Source organism: Rhodococcus sp. JVH1 (genome assembly GCF_000280725.2).
GTDB classification, from domain to species: Bacteria; Actinomycetota; Actinomycetes; order Mycobacteriales; family Mycobacteriaceae; genus Rhodococcus_F; species Rhodococcus_F jostii_A.
The window spans coordinates 5,349,222-5,362,797 of the sequence record NZ_CP166289.1; the positions used below are offsets into that span (position 1 = coordinate 5,349,222).

At 68.6% G+C, this 13,576-nt stretch carries 14 protein-coding genes; 6 read left to right on the forward strand and 8 right to left on the reverse strand.

The annotated features are described in order from the left end of the window. Nucleotides 1–24 precede the first annotated feature (24 nt). Nucleotides 25–144 carry a hypothetical protein gene (locus JVH1_RS24820; protein ID WP_009475158.1) on the forward strand — a complete coding sequence of 40 codons (120 nt, stop codon included), beginning with the start codon at nt 25–27 and terminating at the stop codon, nt 142–144. 4 nt (nt 145–148) lie between these two features. Here the strand turns inward: JVH1_RS24820 and JVH1_RS24825 are convergent, their stop codons facing one another. Further along, the gene (locus tag JVH1_RS24825) at nt 149–928 is read right to left on the reverse strand and encodes an IclR family transcriptional regulator C-terminal domain-containing protein (protein WP_009475157.1); all 780 of its coding nucleotides are present in this window, start codon (nt 926–928) and stop codon (nt 149–151) included. Nucleotides 929–973: 45 nt separating this feature from the next. Beyond that, nucleotides 974–1,798 (reverse strand): arylamine N-acetyltransferase, encoded by an 825-nt coding sequence (locus tag JVH1_RS24830; RefSeq protein ID WP_009475156.1) that lies wholly within the window; start codon nt 1,796–1,798, stop codon nt 974–976. Nucleotides 1,799–2,162: 364 nt separating this feature from the next. Here JVH1_RS24830 and JVH1_RS24835 point away from each other — a divergent pair, with 364 nt between their 5' ends. Then, nucleotides 2,163–3,242, forward strand: a complete 1,080-nt coding sequence (locus tag JVH1_RS24835; protein WP_009475155.1) for a sorbosone dehydrogenase family protein — start codon at nt 2,163–2,165, stop codon at nt 3,240–3,242. 39 nt (nt 3,243–3,281) lie between these two features. Here the strand turns inward: JVH1_RS24835 and JVH1_RS24840 are convergent, their stop codons facing one another. Beyond that, nucleotides 3,282–3,611, reverse strand: a complete 330-nt coding sequence (locus JVH1_RS24840) for a hypothetical protein (RefSeq protein ID WP_005251221.1) — start codon at nt 3,609–3,611, stop codon at nt 3,282–3,284. Between the two features lie 120 nt (nt 3,612–3,731). Between JVH1_RS24840 and JVH1_RS24845 the strand changes: the two genes are divergently transcribed. After that, entirely contained in the window at nt 3,732–4,583 is an 852-nt protein-coding gene (locus tag JVH1_RS24845; protein WP_009475154.1) for a spermidine synthase, read from the forward strand. Here the strand turns inward: JVH1_RS24845 and JVH1_RS24850 are convergent. The 4 genes from JVH1_RS24850 to JVH1_RS24865 are packed head-to-tail and all read right to left on the reverse strand — an operon-like array spanning nt 4,580 to nt 9,604. Then, on the reverse strand, nt 4,580–5,971 hold the full coding sequence (locus JVH1_RS24850; protein WP_009475153.1) for a GntP family permease: 1,392 nt from the start codon (nt 5,969–5,971) through the stop codon (nt 4,580–4,582). The two genes, JVH1_RS24845 and JVH1_RS24850, sit on opposite strands and share 4 nt — an antisense overlap. Before the next feature lie 42 nt (nt 5,972–6,013). Beyond that, nucleotides 6,014–6,643: a bifunctional 4-hydroxy-2-oxoglutarate aldolase/2-dehydro-3-deoxy-phosphogluconate aldolase gene (locus JVH1_RS24855; RefSeq protein ID WP_009475152.1), complete on the reverse strand. Its 630-nt coding sequence runs from the start codon at nt 6,641–6,643 to the stop codon at nt 6,014–6,016. Beyond that, nucleotides 6,640–8,259, reverse strand: coding sequence for an amidohydrolase family protein (locus tag JVH1_RS24860; protein ID WP_009475151.1), 1,620 nt, complete (start codon nt 8,257–8,259; stop codon nt 6,640–6,642). Before JVH1_RS24860 ends, JVH1_RS24855 begins: the two co-directional genes overlap by 4 nt. Before the next feature lie 22 nt (nt 8,260–8,281). Then, the gene (locus tag JVH1_RS24865; protein WP_009475150.1) at nt 8,282–9,604 is read right to left on the reverse strand and encodes an amino acid deaminase; all 1,323 of its coding nucleotides are present in this window, start codon (nt 9,602–9,604) and stop codon (nt 8,282–8,284) included. Nucleotides 9,605–9,825: 221 nt separating this feature from the next. Here JVH1_RS24865 and JVH1_RS24870 point away from each other — a divergent pair, with 221 nt between their 5' ends. The 3 genes from JVH1_RS24870 to JVH1_RS24880 are packed head-to-tail and all read left to right on the forward strand — an operon-like array spanning nt 9,826 to nt 12,035. After that, nucleotides 9,826–10,830, forward strand: a complete 1,005-nt coding sequence (locus JVH1_RS24870; protein ID WP_009475149.1) for a sugar kinase — start codon at nt 9,826–9,828, stop codon at nt 10,828–10,830. A 4-nt stretch (nt 10,831–10,834) separates the two neighbouring features. Then, nucleotides 10,835–11,584 (forward strand): IclR family transcriptional regulator, encoded by a 750-nt coding sequence (locus JVH1_RS24875; protein ID WP_009475148.1) that lies wholly within the window; start codon nt 10,835–10,837, stop codon nt 11,582–11,584. A 46-nt stretch (nt 11,585–11,630) separates the two neighbouring features. Further along, nucleotides 11,631–12,035 (forward strand): RidA family protein, encoded by a 405-nt coding sequence (locus JVH1_RS24880; RefSeq protein ID WP_009475147.1) that lies wholly within the window; start codon nt 11,631–11,633, stop codon nt 12,033–12,035. A 3-nt stretch (nt 12,036–12,038) separates the two neighbouring features. Here JVH1_RS24880 and JVH1_RS24885 read toward each other — a convergent pair whose 3' ends face one another. Then, a complete protein-coding gene (locus tag JVH1_RS24885) occupies nt 12,039–13,379 on the reverse strand; it encodes a TrkA family potassium uptake protein (protein ID WP_009475146.1) in 1,341 nt (446 codons plus the stop codon). Nucleotides 13,380–13,576: the final 197 nt, after the last annotated feature.

Consider the following 13,576-nt stretch of genomic DNA (forward strand, 5'->3'; position numbering starts at 1 on the left):
GCCCCCACCCTCGGCGGAGCCGGCATGAACGTCTTCCAGGCGGCCGACTCGTTCCAGCTGTTCACCGGTGTCGCACCGGATTTCGAGCGCATGTACGCGCACGTGCTGGAACTCGTCGAACGGCAGAGCAGGCGCGCCGCGTAAGCGATCAGCCGAGGGACAGGTCGGAACCGATCCGCTCCGCGGTCGCGACGAGTTTCGGCACCACCGACACCGCGACGTCGTCCCGCGTGTACTGGGTGCCCTGCAGCGAGGAGTTGAGGGCGGCGACCACGGCGCCCGTCCGATCCCGGATGGGAACGGCCGCGCCGCGAATGCCGATCTCGAGCTCGTTCTCCGACATCGACCAGCCGTCCTCGGCGACCTTCCGGACCTCGGCATGCAATTGGTCGACGTCGGAGATCGTGTGCGGTGTGAAGGCCTGGAATTCGGTGGTCTTCAGGTAGTCGTCGAGCGCGTCGGCCGAAAGTCCCGCCAGCAGAACCCGCCCCGTCGACGTCGCATACGCGGGGAACCGCATGCCCACCGTGATCGAAATACGAATGATCCTCGGCGAGCGGACCCGTGCCACGTACACCACGTCGGGACCGTCGAGGATGGTGACGGAGATGGTCTCGCCCAGTTCCTTCGCGAGAGCCTCGATGTGCGGTTCGGCGACCTGCGGCAGTCGCAGCGCGGCGAGGTACGAGAAGCCGAACCGCAGCACCCGCGGTGTGAGCGAGAAGCTGCGTCCGTCGAGACGCAGGAAACCCTTGTCCACCAGGGTGAGCAGAATACGGCGCGCCGTGGACCGGGTGATCCCGACAGCCTGCGCCACCTCACTCAGCGTGCGTTCCCGGTGCTGCTCGTCGAAGCATTCGAGAACGCTCAGGCCACGGTCCAGGGACTCGAGGAAATACCGTTCCCCCGACGCCGGCTGCTCGGCCACCTCAGCAGCCACCTGTTTCGCACACGCCGTCATGTTACCGGGCGGCTAGGCGTGCCGGAGTCGGCTGAACGCCGCGTCCAGTGAGGGTAGTCCGCTCGTGTCGATGAGAAAATCCGTTTCGAGACTGCCTCGCAGTTCGTCGACGGTCGCCAGTTCGCGCCGCTCGGACGTCCCGCCGAGGTGGTGCACCGTCAGGCGCGTACCGGCCAGGGCGTAGCGGCGGTCTTCCGTGACTCGCGCCGCCATCAGTCCGGTCACGAAATGCGATCCGGGCCAGGTCGACAGGTACCAGTTGGGGGCCTCGTAGTCGACGGGGAACTGCCTGGTGAGGTCGAACCGGTAGATGGTCCGCCACTCGTCACCGACGAGTGCCTGCATCGCGTAGTCGCCATCGATGTCAACCAGGCGGAACGGTTCCAGCGGAGTGTCCTGCACGGTGTCCAGTTCGAGGCGCAGCGTGGTGTTGAGGGTCATGCCGCCGAACCCGACGTCGATGAGCCGCCGCTCGCCGGCGACGTCGACGAGCAACAGCATGTGCGAGCGCGGAGTGATCGCATCGATCGGAGATCCCCACAGAACCCGCGCGGCGAGCGGCGTGACGTCGAATCCGAGTTCGAGCAGGACAACCCGCAGCAGGAGATTCTGCTCGAAGCAGTAACCGCCTCTTCGTGATTCGACCAATTTCTGTTGCAGTGACGGTAGATCGAGCCGGTTCGGTGTGCCGAGGAACGGGTCGAGGTTCTCGAACGGGATCGAGCGGGCGTGATGTGCGGCAAGCTCGTTCAGCGTCGCCGTCGACGCGGATCGGTCGCCGTCGTACCCGATCCGGTCGAAGTACCGCTCCAGATTCAGATCGCCCGCAGTGGCCATGGAGCACAGTGTAAGTGCGGCGAATGACCGATCAGGGGCCGTCGGGTGTTGCCGCGAGGTAGGCGGCGCCGCGCGGCGAGATCCGGTACCCGACGTCGAGGCTGTGCGTCAGCCCCAGGTTCTTCAGCTTCCGGACGTCCCGCTTGAACGGCTCCGTCTCGCGGCCGAGGCTTGCGGCGAGATCGGGTGCGCGGCGGCCGGGGTTGTCGGCGACGGAGGCGGCCCCGGACCCCCTGCGCGATCTTCTGCGGAAGGATCACCCGCCGTCACCTCCTCACGTGAGTGGCGATGCGTGGTCGAGGATACTTTGCCACTCGCCTGGGGGAGGATGGACAGGGTGCGGTCACGTGACGGGAGGACACCCATGGGGCGGCGACTTTTCTCGGCTACGGCGTTGCTGGTGGTCGTCACGTGTGCGGCTTGCCAGTCCGAGGGGAGTTCCGCGCAGCCGTCGACGACCACCTCCGTCGCCGTGCCGGCAGGCACCGAGCCCACGGTGATCGCCGCCGACCTCGACGTGCCGTGGGGGATCGCGCTCCTGCCGGACGGGACGGCGCTGATCGCGGAACGGGACAGCGGCGCGATCCGGCACCTGCAGGCGAACGGCGACACGACCGTGATCGGCGAGGTGCCCGGTGTGGCGGCGCGGGGCGAATCGGGACTGCTGGGCCTGGCCGTCTCACCGGCCTACGCAACGGACCAGACGATCTACGCGTACCTGACCACCGGCGACGACAACCGGGTGGTCGCCCTGCGCTTCGACGGTCGCAGCCTCGGCGAGCCGGCCCCGATCCTGACGGGCATCCCCGCCGGATCCATCCACGACGGCGGGCGGATCGCGTTCGGTCCGGACGGCAAGCTGTACGTCGCCACCGGTGAAGCCGGCGACCGGCCACGCGCCCAGGACCCGTCCTCACTCGGCGGCAAGATCCTGCGGATCAACCCCGACGGGTCGATCCCCCCCGACAACCCCACCCCCGGATCACCCGTGTGGTCGCTCGGGCACCGCAACGTGCAGGGCCTCGCGTGGGACGACGCCGGCCGGCTGTGGGCCACCGAATTCGGGGCGAACACCTGGGACGAGGTGAACCTCATCGAACCCGGCGGCAACTACGGATGGCCGGAGGTCGAGGGGCGGTCGGGCGACGCGGGCTTCGTCGATCCGGTGGTCCAATGGTCCACCGGCGAGGCGTCCCCGTCCGGGCTCGCGTTCCAGGACGGCGCGCTGTGGGTCGCGGCGCTGCGCGGCGAACGCCTGTGGCGGATCCCCGTGGCCGGTGACGGCTCGCTCGGCGAACCGCAGTCGCTGCTCGAAGGCGAGTACGGGCGACTGCGCACCGTCGTCGCGACACCGGACGGTGCCGTGTGGTTCAGCACCAGCAACCGTGACGGGCGCGGCGATCCGGGGGAGGGCGACGACCGCATCCTCATGCTCCGCCCGTGAGTACTTGTTAACCGCCCGTGGTTAACAAGTACTCACAGGTCAGTCGGTCCAGGGGACGATCGGCGGCTTCACCCACATGATCTTCTCGTCGCGGTGCGCCGGGGTGGCGGCGGGATGGTCGGGGTGGCGCTCCGCCCACGCCGACTTCTGGTCGAGCAACTCGACCACGGTCAGCCACGTCTCCATGGTGCTCGGCGGGTTCGACCCGGCCGCGCGGGCGAGTTTCCGCAGCGTGCCGTCGGTGAGGTCGAGGAGCTCCTGACCGCTGATTCCGCGATCCCACACGTACCGCGCGAGTCCCATCGCCTTCTCGCGACGTCGCTTCGCAGCGCCTTCGGTGTGCGCGAAGTCGACTTCCTGAGGTTCCATCGTCTTCCCTTCTCGTGCGCGTCACCACGGTAGGTCACCCGTGTCTCGTCCCGGTATCGTGGGATGACGATTCTCGCAGCAGACGCGAGCGGACGGCGCGAGCAGTAGGGAAGACGGACGATGGGCAGGCAGCGCGGCGGTCAGGCTGCCCGGACAACCGACGGGGGTCCCGTCGCCGGCGTGTACCCGATCGACACGGGCACGTGCGAGCTCACCGAAGACCACCTCAATCCGCACGGCTGGGTGCTGAAGGTGAACGGGGTCGAGAGTTCCCACATCGACCTGTCGGACCCGACGCACCTCGATTTCGAGTACATGCGGTGGATCGCCGAACTGGTCGCTTCGCACTGGGGGACGGATCAGCGCGTGCGGGCCCTGCACCTCGGTGGCGGCGCCTGCTCCCTTGCCCGGCATCTCGCCGCCCGGTATCCGGACGCCCGGCAGGTGGTGGTCGAACTCGACGGCAAGCTCGCCGAGTTGGTCCGCGAATGGTTCGACCTCCCGCGGGCACCGTTGCTGCGACTGCGGGTGGGTGAGGCGCGGGCGGTCACGGAGACGCTGACGGAGTCCAGCCGCGACCTGATCGTGCGCGACGTGTTCGCCGGGAACACGACTCCGGCGCCGCTGACGACGACGGAGTTCACCGGACATGTGCGACGGGTGCTGGCGCCCGGCGGGATCTATGCGGTCAATTGCGGCGACACCCGCGACCTCGTCCTGGCGCGCCGGGAGGCGGCGACCATCGGCAGCGTGTTCCCGCACACCACGATCATCGCCGATCCCGCCATGCTCAAGGGCCGCCGCTACGGCAACATCGTGATCGCGGGCAGCGACGTGCCGATCGGCGACGACCCCGCACTCGTCCGCACGCTGCTGGGCGGTGGTGTGCCTGCCCATGTCTGGGACGACCGGCAGGTGCGGACGTTCGCCGGTGCGGCGCGGGTGCTGCGCGATGCGGACTCCGGGAGCTAGACGAGCACCCAGATCAGCGAGGCCATCGCGAAGCCCACCACCGACAGGATGGTTTCGAGTACCGTCCACGTCTTCAGGGTGTCTTTCACCGACATGTTGAAATACCGTGACACGATCCAGAATCCACCGTCGTTGACGTGGCTGGCGATGATGGATCCGGCCGACACGGCGATCACGATCAGGGCGATCTGCGGGGACGAATAGTTTCCGGCTGCGATCGACGGCTCGATGACGCCTGCGGTGGTGACGATGGCGACGGTCGCCGAACCCTGGGCGATGCGGAGTGCGCAGCTGATCAGGTACGCGGACAGGATGACCGGGAGACCGAGTGCGTCCATCGAGTCTGCCAGGGCCTGCCCGACTCCGGTGGCCCGCAGCACCGCGCCGAAGAACGCACCGGCACCGACGACCAGCAGGATCATGCCGACGGGCTTCAACGCCGCCGCGGACATCGCACCGATCTCCTGCGCCGTGATTCCGCGCCGGGTCCCCAGCAGGTACAGCGCCAGCAGGACGGCGATGGTCAGCGCGATCGTGGGCGTGCCGAGGAAGATGAGGACCGACAGCAGCGTCGAGCCCTCTTCGAGGACCACGTTGCCGACCGTCGCACCGAGGATCAGCACCATCGGCACGAGGATGATGAACGAGATCAGCCAGAGCGGCGGCGGGTTCTTGTCGGCTTCCTTCTCCTCCGGGATGAATTCGTCGGGGACCTCGATGATCACCCGCTTGCCGATCCAGCTACCCCAGACGACGCCACTGACGAACCAGGCGGGGATACCGCAGGCGAGGCCCATGATGATGATCCAGCCCATGTCGACGTGCAGCAGCCCGGCCGCGGCGACGGGGCCCGGGTGCGGCGGCAGGAACGCGTGCGTCATGGACAGACCGGCGAGCATCGGCATCGCGTACATCACCAGCGACTTGCCGCCGCGCTTCGCCGCCACGTACACGAGCGGGGCGAGGATGAAGATACCGATGTCGAAGAACACCGGGATGCCGAGGACGAGGCCGGTGACACCCATCGCGAGCGGAGCGCCCTTGGGCCCGAACAACTTCAGTAGTCGTTCGGTCAGGACGTCGGCGCCCCCGGAGCGTTCCATCATCGCGCCGAGGACGGTGCCCAGGCCGATGATCGGGGTGATATGCCCCAGGATGCCGCCGAACCCCTTCTCCAGGATCGAGTCGGCCGCCGACGTCGGTGTGCCGACCAGTTCTACCACCGACACTCCCGCGATGAGCGCGACGCCGACACCGACGACGATCAGCGCGATGAACGGTTCGAGCTTCAGCTTGATGATGAGGATCAACAGCACGGCGATGGATACCGCTGCGAGAGTGAGTAGTCCGGCTGTGTCGTGCTGCAGCCAGTCGACGAACGACGTCATTGCGTCTCCAGGGGAGGTGGGTGGGGTCGGGCGAGAGTGGGTCTAGTTCGAGAGCGCGGCGACGAACGATCGTGCGCGGTCGGTGATGTCGGTCCAGTTGCCTGCCGCGACGCTGGACGGTGGGACGACGCTGGTGCCCGCGCACACGGCCAGCGCGCCGGCGTCGAGGAACTGGCGGGCGTTGGAATCGTTGATCCCACCCGACGGCAGGAGTTCCACGCCGGGATACGGGCCGTGCAGGTCCGACAGGTAGTCGGGGCCGAGCCGCTTGGCGGGGAAGATCTTGACCGCGGCCGAGCCGAGGTCGACGGCCATGGCCACCTCGGTGGGGGTGAACGCGCCGAGGAAGACGGGAACCGACCGTCCCGTCGCGACTTTCGCGACGTCCGGACGGATGCCGGGGGTGACGAGGAACCGGGCGCCGGCGTCGATCGCGGCGGCGGCCTGATCGCCGGTCATCACGGTTCCGACGCCGAGGATGCTGCCTGCCGCGGCTGCGGCGTCGGCGGCGCGGCCGAGATGATGGAGCACATCGGGCGTGGTGAACGTCAGCTCGACCGTCCGGATTCCACCCTCGGCGAGTGCGTGGCACAGGTCCGCGGCGTCGGGGATGGTCTCCGCTCGCACCACCGTCAGTACCCGGTCGGCACGCAGAATGTCGATCTCGGTCATCGAACTGCTCCTCCTTCTTCGCGGCGCAACGATCTTCCGGCGGTCGCGCCGGTGAGGCGGCCGTCCTCGAGGGCGAGGCGGCCGCGGACGAATACGTGGGAAATACCGGCTGCCGCCTGGCGCGGCTGCGCGTAGGTCGCGGTGTCGCTGACCGTGTCCGGATCGAAGAGCACGAGGTCGGCGGCGTAGCCGCGGCGGACGAAGCCGCGGTCGACGAGCCGCAACCGGGTCGCGGCTCGGCCGCTGAGGTGACCGACGCACTCCTCGAGGGACATCAGGCCGAGGTCGCGGCTGTAGTGCCCGAGGTAGCGTGCGAACGTTCCCCACCCGCGCGGGTGCGGTTTCGCGCCGACCAGCAGTCCGTCGCTGCCGCCGGTGTGCCGGGGGTGCTGCATGATTGCGCGCACGTTCTCCTCGTGGCCGACGTGTTGCAGGATGCCGCTGCCGAGCTGGTCGCGGATCAGGATGTCGATGCAGACGTCGAAGGGGTCGCGGTTCTCGGCGGCGGCGATGTCCGCGACGGTCTTCCCGACGTAGTCGTCGAGTTCCGTGTTCTGCACGCCGCTGATCTCGAGCGTGTGCCACTCGGCGATCACCCCGTGGCAGCCGTCGGAGCCGGTGACCTCGAGATGCTCCCGGATGCGTTCGAGCGCAACCGGATCCCGGAGTCGATCGAGCGTCTGTTCCATGCTGCCCGCCGACGCCCAGCTGGGCAGGATCGCCGACAGCGTGGTGGCGCCGGGAAGGTAGGGGTAGGTGTCGAGGCTGATGTCCGCGCCTGCGGATTCGGCCGTGTCGAGCAGGGCGAGCAGTTCCGGGGCGCGGCCCTTGTTGGGTCCGAAGTTCAGCGTGGCGTGGGCGAGATGCAGAGCGCACCCGGCCCGCGACGTCAGGTCGACCATCTCGGCGTAGGCCTCCATGGCGCCGGCGCCGTAGGACCGGTGGTGCGGGGAGAAGTAGCCGCCGTACTCGGCGACGGTCCGGCACAGTGCCAGCAACTCCTCGTTGTCCGCGTACATCCCCGGCGTGTAGGTCAGCCCCGCGGACAACCCGACGGCACCCTCCGCCATGGACTGCGCCACGATCCGCTGCATTTCCTCGATCTCCGACGGTGTCGCCGGCTGGTCGTCCCAGCCGACCACCAGCGCCCGCACGACCCCGTGCGGGACGAGATACGCGACGTTGGTGGCGATACCGCGATCGAGTCGGTCGAGGTATTCGCCCACACTCCGCCAGGAGAAGTCGAAATCCTCGGGATCGGTGTTCCACCCCGCGATCTTGCGCCGGACCACCGCGAGCACGTCGTCGGTGACGGGTGCGTAGGACAGCCCGTCCTGCCCGAGCACCTCGGTGGTGACGCCCTGGGTGATCCGCGACGGGTGCTCGGGGTTCAGCAGGATCTGCAGATCCGAGTGGGCGTGCATGTCGATGAAACCGGGCGCGAGCACCAGGCCGTCGGCGTCGATCACACGATCCGCGCGGGGGTGTCCGGTCTCGGAGTGATCTGCCTCGGGCCGGATCTCGGCGATCCGGTCACCGTCGACGAGCACGTCAGCGCGGTACCGCGGCGCCTCCGAACCGTCGACGACGGCGGCGGAACGGATCAGAGTGGTCATGGTGTGAGTCCTCGGCCGGGGATCAGAAGAACGTGCGGATCAGGTCGACGACGACGGGATCGTCGGAGTCGTCACCGACGACGGGAATCCAGCGCCACTTGTCGAACGCGGTGCACGGGTGGGAGAGACCGAGCCGGACGACGTCCCCGACACGCAGATCGTGTTCGGGTCGTGCGGGATCGAGCCGCAGGAACGCGTGCTGGTCGTTGACGGCGGTCACTTCGGCGCCGTCGAGGGGCCGTGGCGTCGCCCCGAGTTGGCCGGCGACGGCCTGCGCGGTAGGGAGTCCTTCGTCGAACGGGACGTCGCGCTTGCCGGCGTCGAGCAGGGCGAGGCCCGGCTCGGGGCGGGACACCACCCGGGCCCACGTGTGCATCGCCGACGTGAGCCGACGCGCCTTCCTGTCTTCGCCGCGGCCGAACGGTGAGATCCCGGTGTAGAAGCCGTCGTCGTGGATGATGTATGCGCCGGCGCGGACCACCACTTTGGTTCTGCCACCGGCAAGTTCGGCGAGCACCTCGGCGACCACGTCGAAGTAGGCGCTGCCGCCCGCGGTCACGTACACGTCGCGACCCTCGGGATAGCGGCCCTCGACCTCGAGCCGGCGATGCAGTTCGGCCATCGACCGGAGGTATGTGCGGACCCGGGCGAGGGACTCCTCGGAGGCATCGTGTGCGAGGGCTCCCTCGTAACCGGAGACGCCGGCCAACCGGAGTGCGGGGCTCTCCCCGATACGTTCGGCCACCTTCACGGCCTCGGCCACGGAGCGTGCGCCGGTGCGTCCTCCCTCCCCGCCGAGTTCGACGAGCACGGGCAGCGGACGGACCACCGTGACGTCCGCGAGCGCCGCGGTCATCGCATCGACCGTCTGCGGGGAGTCGGCCCACATCAATACTTCGAGTTCCGGATTCGCGTCCATCTGCTCGGCCAGCCACCGCAGCGCGGTCGGGTCGACGAGCGAGTTCGCGATCTGCACCCGGCGCGCGCCGAATCGCACCGCCACCCGGAGCTGACCGAAGTTCGCCAGCGTGATGCCCCACGCGCCGCTGCGGATCTGCCGGTCCCACAGCACCGGAGACATCGTCGTCTTCCCGTGCGGAGCGAGGTCGACCCCGTGCGCCTCGCACCAGGCCGCCATCGTGTCGAGATTGCCGGCGATGGCCGTCTCGTCGAGGACCATGACGGGCGTGCTGAAGGCGGACAGCCTCGGCTGCGTTCCGAGGAACTCGGTCTTGGTGAGGCCGTTCGCCGTGGAGGGGAGGGCTTTGTCCACGTCGGACAAGCGCAGCGCGTCGAGCTCCGCCAAGGCGCCGGCATCGAGTGTGTCCGGTCCGCTGATCGTCATCGTCGATCCTGTCGTTCGGGTTCTGTGGGGCAGGCCTTCATCGGGGGAAGGGCCGTGAAGTGCTACGTTGCGCTATATGCAACGTTGATTGCGTTTTTGAGTCTCCTATGTCTAGCATTGGCCTGGGTCATCGTCAACGGTCCGGTGTGGCATGCATCGCCGGGGCGAGGGCTCTCGAAACGCAACTCCAGTGCCGGTCCGAGCAGTCGTAGAGGTAACAAGTGCAGGAATCGATCCCCACCCCCGAGTCCGGTGTCGCGTGCCTCGGTGAGGCGATGGTCCTGGTGGCCCCGGACTCGACACTCCACCTGGCCGGCGCCGAGGCGAACGTCGCCGCCGGACTCGCCGCGCTGGGCGTTCCCGCCGCCTGGGTCGGACGGCTCGGCGACGACGAGTTCGGCACCCTCATCCGCACCGAACTGCAGGCGCGGGGTGTCGACGTCCGCGCGATCGAGGTCGATCCCGCCAGGCCCACCGGGCACTACTCGAAATCCACCGCCCTCGACGAGCATGGCGAGCCGCGAACCGACAGCCTGTATTCCCGGGCGGGTTCGGCGGCGTCTGCCATGGATCCCGGATTCCTCGACACGTCGGCGGTTGCGGACCTGTTCGGCCGCGCCGCCGTGGTCCACTGCAGCGGAATCACACCGGCCCTGTCCGATTCGTGCCTCGCGCTGATGCGGCGACTGCTCCGCGACCGGCCGGGAATCTCCGGTGTGGTCAGCTTCGACGTCAACTGGCGTGAGCAACTGTGGCCGGACGGCGACCCGCGGATGGTCGTGGAACTGGCGAATCTCGCCGATCTGGTTCTCGTCGGCGCCGACGAGGCCCTGCGCGTTCTCGGCACCGCGGATCCGCACGAGTTGCGGCTCATCCTGCCCGCCCCGGCCACGGTCGTCGTCAAGGACGGAGCGCACCGGGCGCTGGCCGTCGACAGGAGCGGCCGCAGTGTGGCTGTTCCCGCGCTCCGCGTCGACGTCGTCGAACCCGTCGGCGCGGGCGATGCCTTCGCCGCCGGATATCTCAGCGGGGTGGTGCGCGGCGAGGATCAGGCGCGGTGCCTGCGACGCGGGCACATCGGTGCCGCCGCCACCCTGACGGTGGCAGCGGACTCGGCGCCCCCGCCGCCCGCCGAACTGCTGGACGAGCTGCTCGAGTGCTCCGAATCGGACTGGGCGGCAACGAGCGTCACCGCCGACGGTTTCTCCCCCGAGAAAATGGAGTGAACGGATGAGTCAGAGTGTCTCCCGCGCCCTGCACCTGCTGGTGCAACTCGGCAACGGTCCCGCCAACCTCGACCAGCTGGCCGAATCCACCGGGGTCCACAAGACCACCGTGCTCCGGCTGCTGCGAACGCTGTCCGACGAGCGGTTCACGTTCCGCGACAACAGCAACCAGTACCACCTCGGTTCCCGCATCTTCGAACTCGCCGCGCAGGCCACCGATCAGCGGGAAGTCCGGCGCATCGCGTCGCCGCACCTCGTCGCGTTCAACCGCGAATACGGGCGCACCACGCACCTCGCGGCGATGGAGGGCGGTGACGTGGTGTACATCGACAAACTCGAATCGCACGACCAGATCAGGATGTACTCGCGAATCGGACTGCGCGCCAACCTCAATTCCACCGCGGTCGCGAAGGTGATCCTCGCCGATCTGCCGGACTCGGAACTGCGGCCCATCGTCGACTCGATGGACTTCTCCGCCCGCACCGCCAACACGATCACGACGCCCGAACGCTACCTCGACGAGATCCGCACGGTCCGGGAGCAGGGCTGGGCGCACGATCAGGAGGAGAACGAGCCGTCCGTCAACTGCATCGGGGTGCCCATCCGTGGCGCGTCCGGCCGCGTCGTCGCCGCCGTCTCCGTCTCGGTGCCCGACGTCGTGCTCAGTTACGAACGCGTCCTCGACCTGCTCGAACCCCTTCAGGCCGTGGGGGCGCGGATCTCCCGCGACTGCGGATACCGCGCCCAGCCCTGACCGTCCCCCGTCCACCCGGAAAATAACGACACACAGGAGAATCGATATGTCCGACACCACCGTCATCCGCACCGAAGGCGCCCCCGCCCCCGCGCACACGTTCAGCCAGGGCATCAAGAAGGGCAACATGCTCCAGGTGTCGGGGCAGGGTCCGATGGACCCCGTCACCAACAAGTACATCGCGGAGGGCGACGTGCGCGAGCAGACCCGTCGCACCCTCGAGAACGTCAAGGCGATCCTCGAAGCCGGCGGCGCGAGCGTGGAAGACGTGCTGATGTTCCGCGTCTACCTCACCACCCGGGACGACTTCGCCGCGATGAACGACGTGTACGGAGAGTTCATCGCGGCGAACGTGCCGAGCGGACAGCTGCCGTGCCGAACCACGGTGTTCGTCGACCTCCCGCACGAGGTCATGCTCGTCGAGATCGACGCGCTGGCAGTGACCGGCTAGTCGTCAGGCGGTGACGAGGTGCCGGCAGCTCATCCGCGGCGACACGGGCAGCTCGGTGAACACGGGCTCGGACGATTCCGTCGTCGGCACCTCCAGGTAGAGGTGGCTGCCGTCCGCCACGACCCCCTGCGGTTGCAGGCCGATCAGCTTGGCCACCACGTACGTGGCGCTCAGGCTGGTGACGTCGCGGATGATGCCGAGCCGCAGCAACGACCGCGTCTCGGCGATCGCCTCCTGCTCCCCGGCCCGCAGGACCAGCCGCAGCCCGGGCGACAAGGCCTGCGCGGCCACGGACACCGCAATGTTGTCCAGGTCGTCGGAGCCGACGGCTGCCAACGCCAGGGCGCGGCCCACGCCCAGTCGCTCGAGGAGTTCACGGTCGCCGCCGTGCCCCACGACGGTCGGGATGTTCATCGACCGCACGAGCCGCAGGTTCTTCGCCTGGGGGTCGCGTTCGACGCCCACCACCGCGACACCGAGAGCCTGTAGCTCCCGGCACAGCCGGAGCCCGACCTGGCCGAGGCCCACCACGATGACGTGGCCGGAGCGGGGCAGGACGCGGCTGCCCACCAGGCCGACCAGGCGGGGGCCGAGCAGGCGCTCGATGATTCCGGCGGTGAACATGGCCGTGAAGACGACGGTGAACAGCATCGCCACCGAGGCGAACACCGCGTAGGCGGGGCTGCCGTGGGTGTCGGTTCCCGGTCCCACGGTGGTCACCACTCGCACCGCCTCGTTGAACGCGTCGAGCGGTGCCACGTGCTGGCCGAGCATCAGCCACAGCCAGTCGGCGAACAGGACCGCGAGGAGTCCCGCGAGCCCACCGAGCAGGATGCGCGTGCCGATGTCGTGCGACCGCAACAGTCCGGTCGCGCCGGTCGCCGCGGTGCGCCACCAGTTCCGCCGGGGCAGGTCGACGTGCGCGCCCTCGGGGTGGCCGTCGATCATGCGGACCGTCAGCATGTGCTCGCCCGCGTGCCTGGCCGCGACGAGTTCGGGTTCCAGGCACGGACCGGCGAGCGTCGGTGCGGCGAGATCTGCGGGTGACGTCACCTCGCACTGCGGAAGCAGCTGGGACAGCTGGTCCGCGACCGTGCGGTCGAAGATCGTCACCACCAACGGGATCGACGCCGAGATGTGCGCGGCCGCCAGCGCGTAGCGCAGCGCGACGACGTCGTCGCGCACCAGTACGGCCATACCGCAGGGTTCGTCCGCCATCGCCAGGCGGAGTTCGTCGTCGTCGGGGGCGACGAGATGGCGTACGTCGAAGTCCCTTTCGCGGAGGGATGCACAGACCCGTCGGGCCACGGTGGTTTCGCCGATGACGAGATATGAGTCGTTCACGTGTGGTCCTTCCGGCTCGGGATCACGAGAGCGTACCCGAGAAGAACCGCAGATCCCACACGAGAACGTCTACCGGTGAGTAGCCGGAACACGTTATCGGCCAATGATTTTGCGACATGTCCGCTCTACTCGTCGGTAGGAGCGCCCTGTATCGCCAGGACGAGTCCGCCGAGGGTCGCCGGGAACACCGCCTCGGT

Coding starts and splice junctions, on each gene's coding strand:
- JVH1_RS24820 (WP_009475158.1), top strand. CDS start 25: ATGAACGTCTTCCAGGCGGCCGACTCGTTCCAGCTGTTCACCGGTGTC.
- JVH1_RS24830 (WP_009475156.1), bottom strand. CDS start 1,798: ATGGCCACTGCGGGCGATCTGAATCTGGAGCGGTACTTCGACCGGATC.
- JVH1_RS24835 (WP_009475155.1), top strand. CDS start 2,163: ATGGGGCGGCGACTTTTCTCGGCTACGGCGTTGCTGGTGGTCGTCACG.
- JVH1_RS24840 (WP_005251221.1), bottom strand. CDS start 3,611: ATGGAACCTCAGGAAGTCGACTTCGCGCACACCGAAGGCGCTGCGAAG.
- JVH1_RS24845 (WP_009475154.1), top strand. CDS start 3,732: ATGGGCAGGCAGCGCGGCGGTCAGGCTGCCCGGACAACCGACGGGGGT.
- JVH1_RS24850 (WP_009475153.1), bottom strand. CDS start 5,971: ATGACGTCGTTCGTCGACTGGCTGCAGCACGACACAGCCGGACTACTC.
- JVH1_RS24855 (WP_009475152.1), bottom strand. CDS start 6,643: ATGACCGAGATCGACATTCTGCGTGCCGACCGGGTACTGACGGTGGTG.
- JVH1_RS24860 (WP_009475151.1), bottom strand. CDS start 8,259: ATGACCACTCTGATCCGTTCCGCCGCCGTCGTCGACGGTTCGGAGGCG.
- JVH1_RS24865 (WP_009475150.1), bottom strand. CDS start 9,604: ATGACGATCAGCGGACCGGACACACTCGATGCCGGCGCCTTGGCGGAG.
- JVH1_RS24875 (WP_009475148.1), top strand. CDS start 10,835: ATGAGTCAGAGTGTCTCCCGCGCCCTGCACCTGCTGGTGCAACTCGGC.
- JVH1_RS24880 (WP_009475147.1), top strand. CDS start 11,631: ATGTCCGACACCACCGTCATCCGCACCGAAGGCGCCCCCGCCCCCGCG.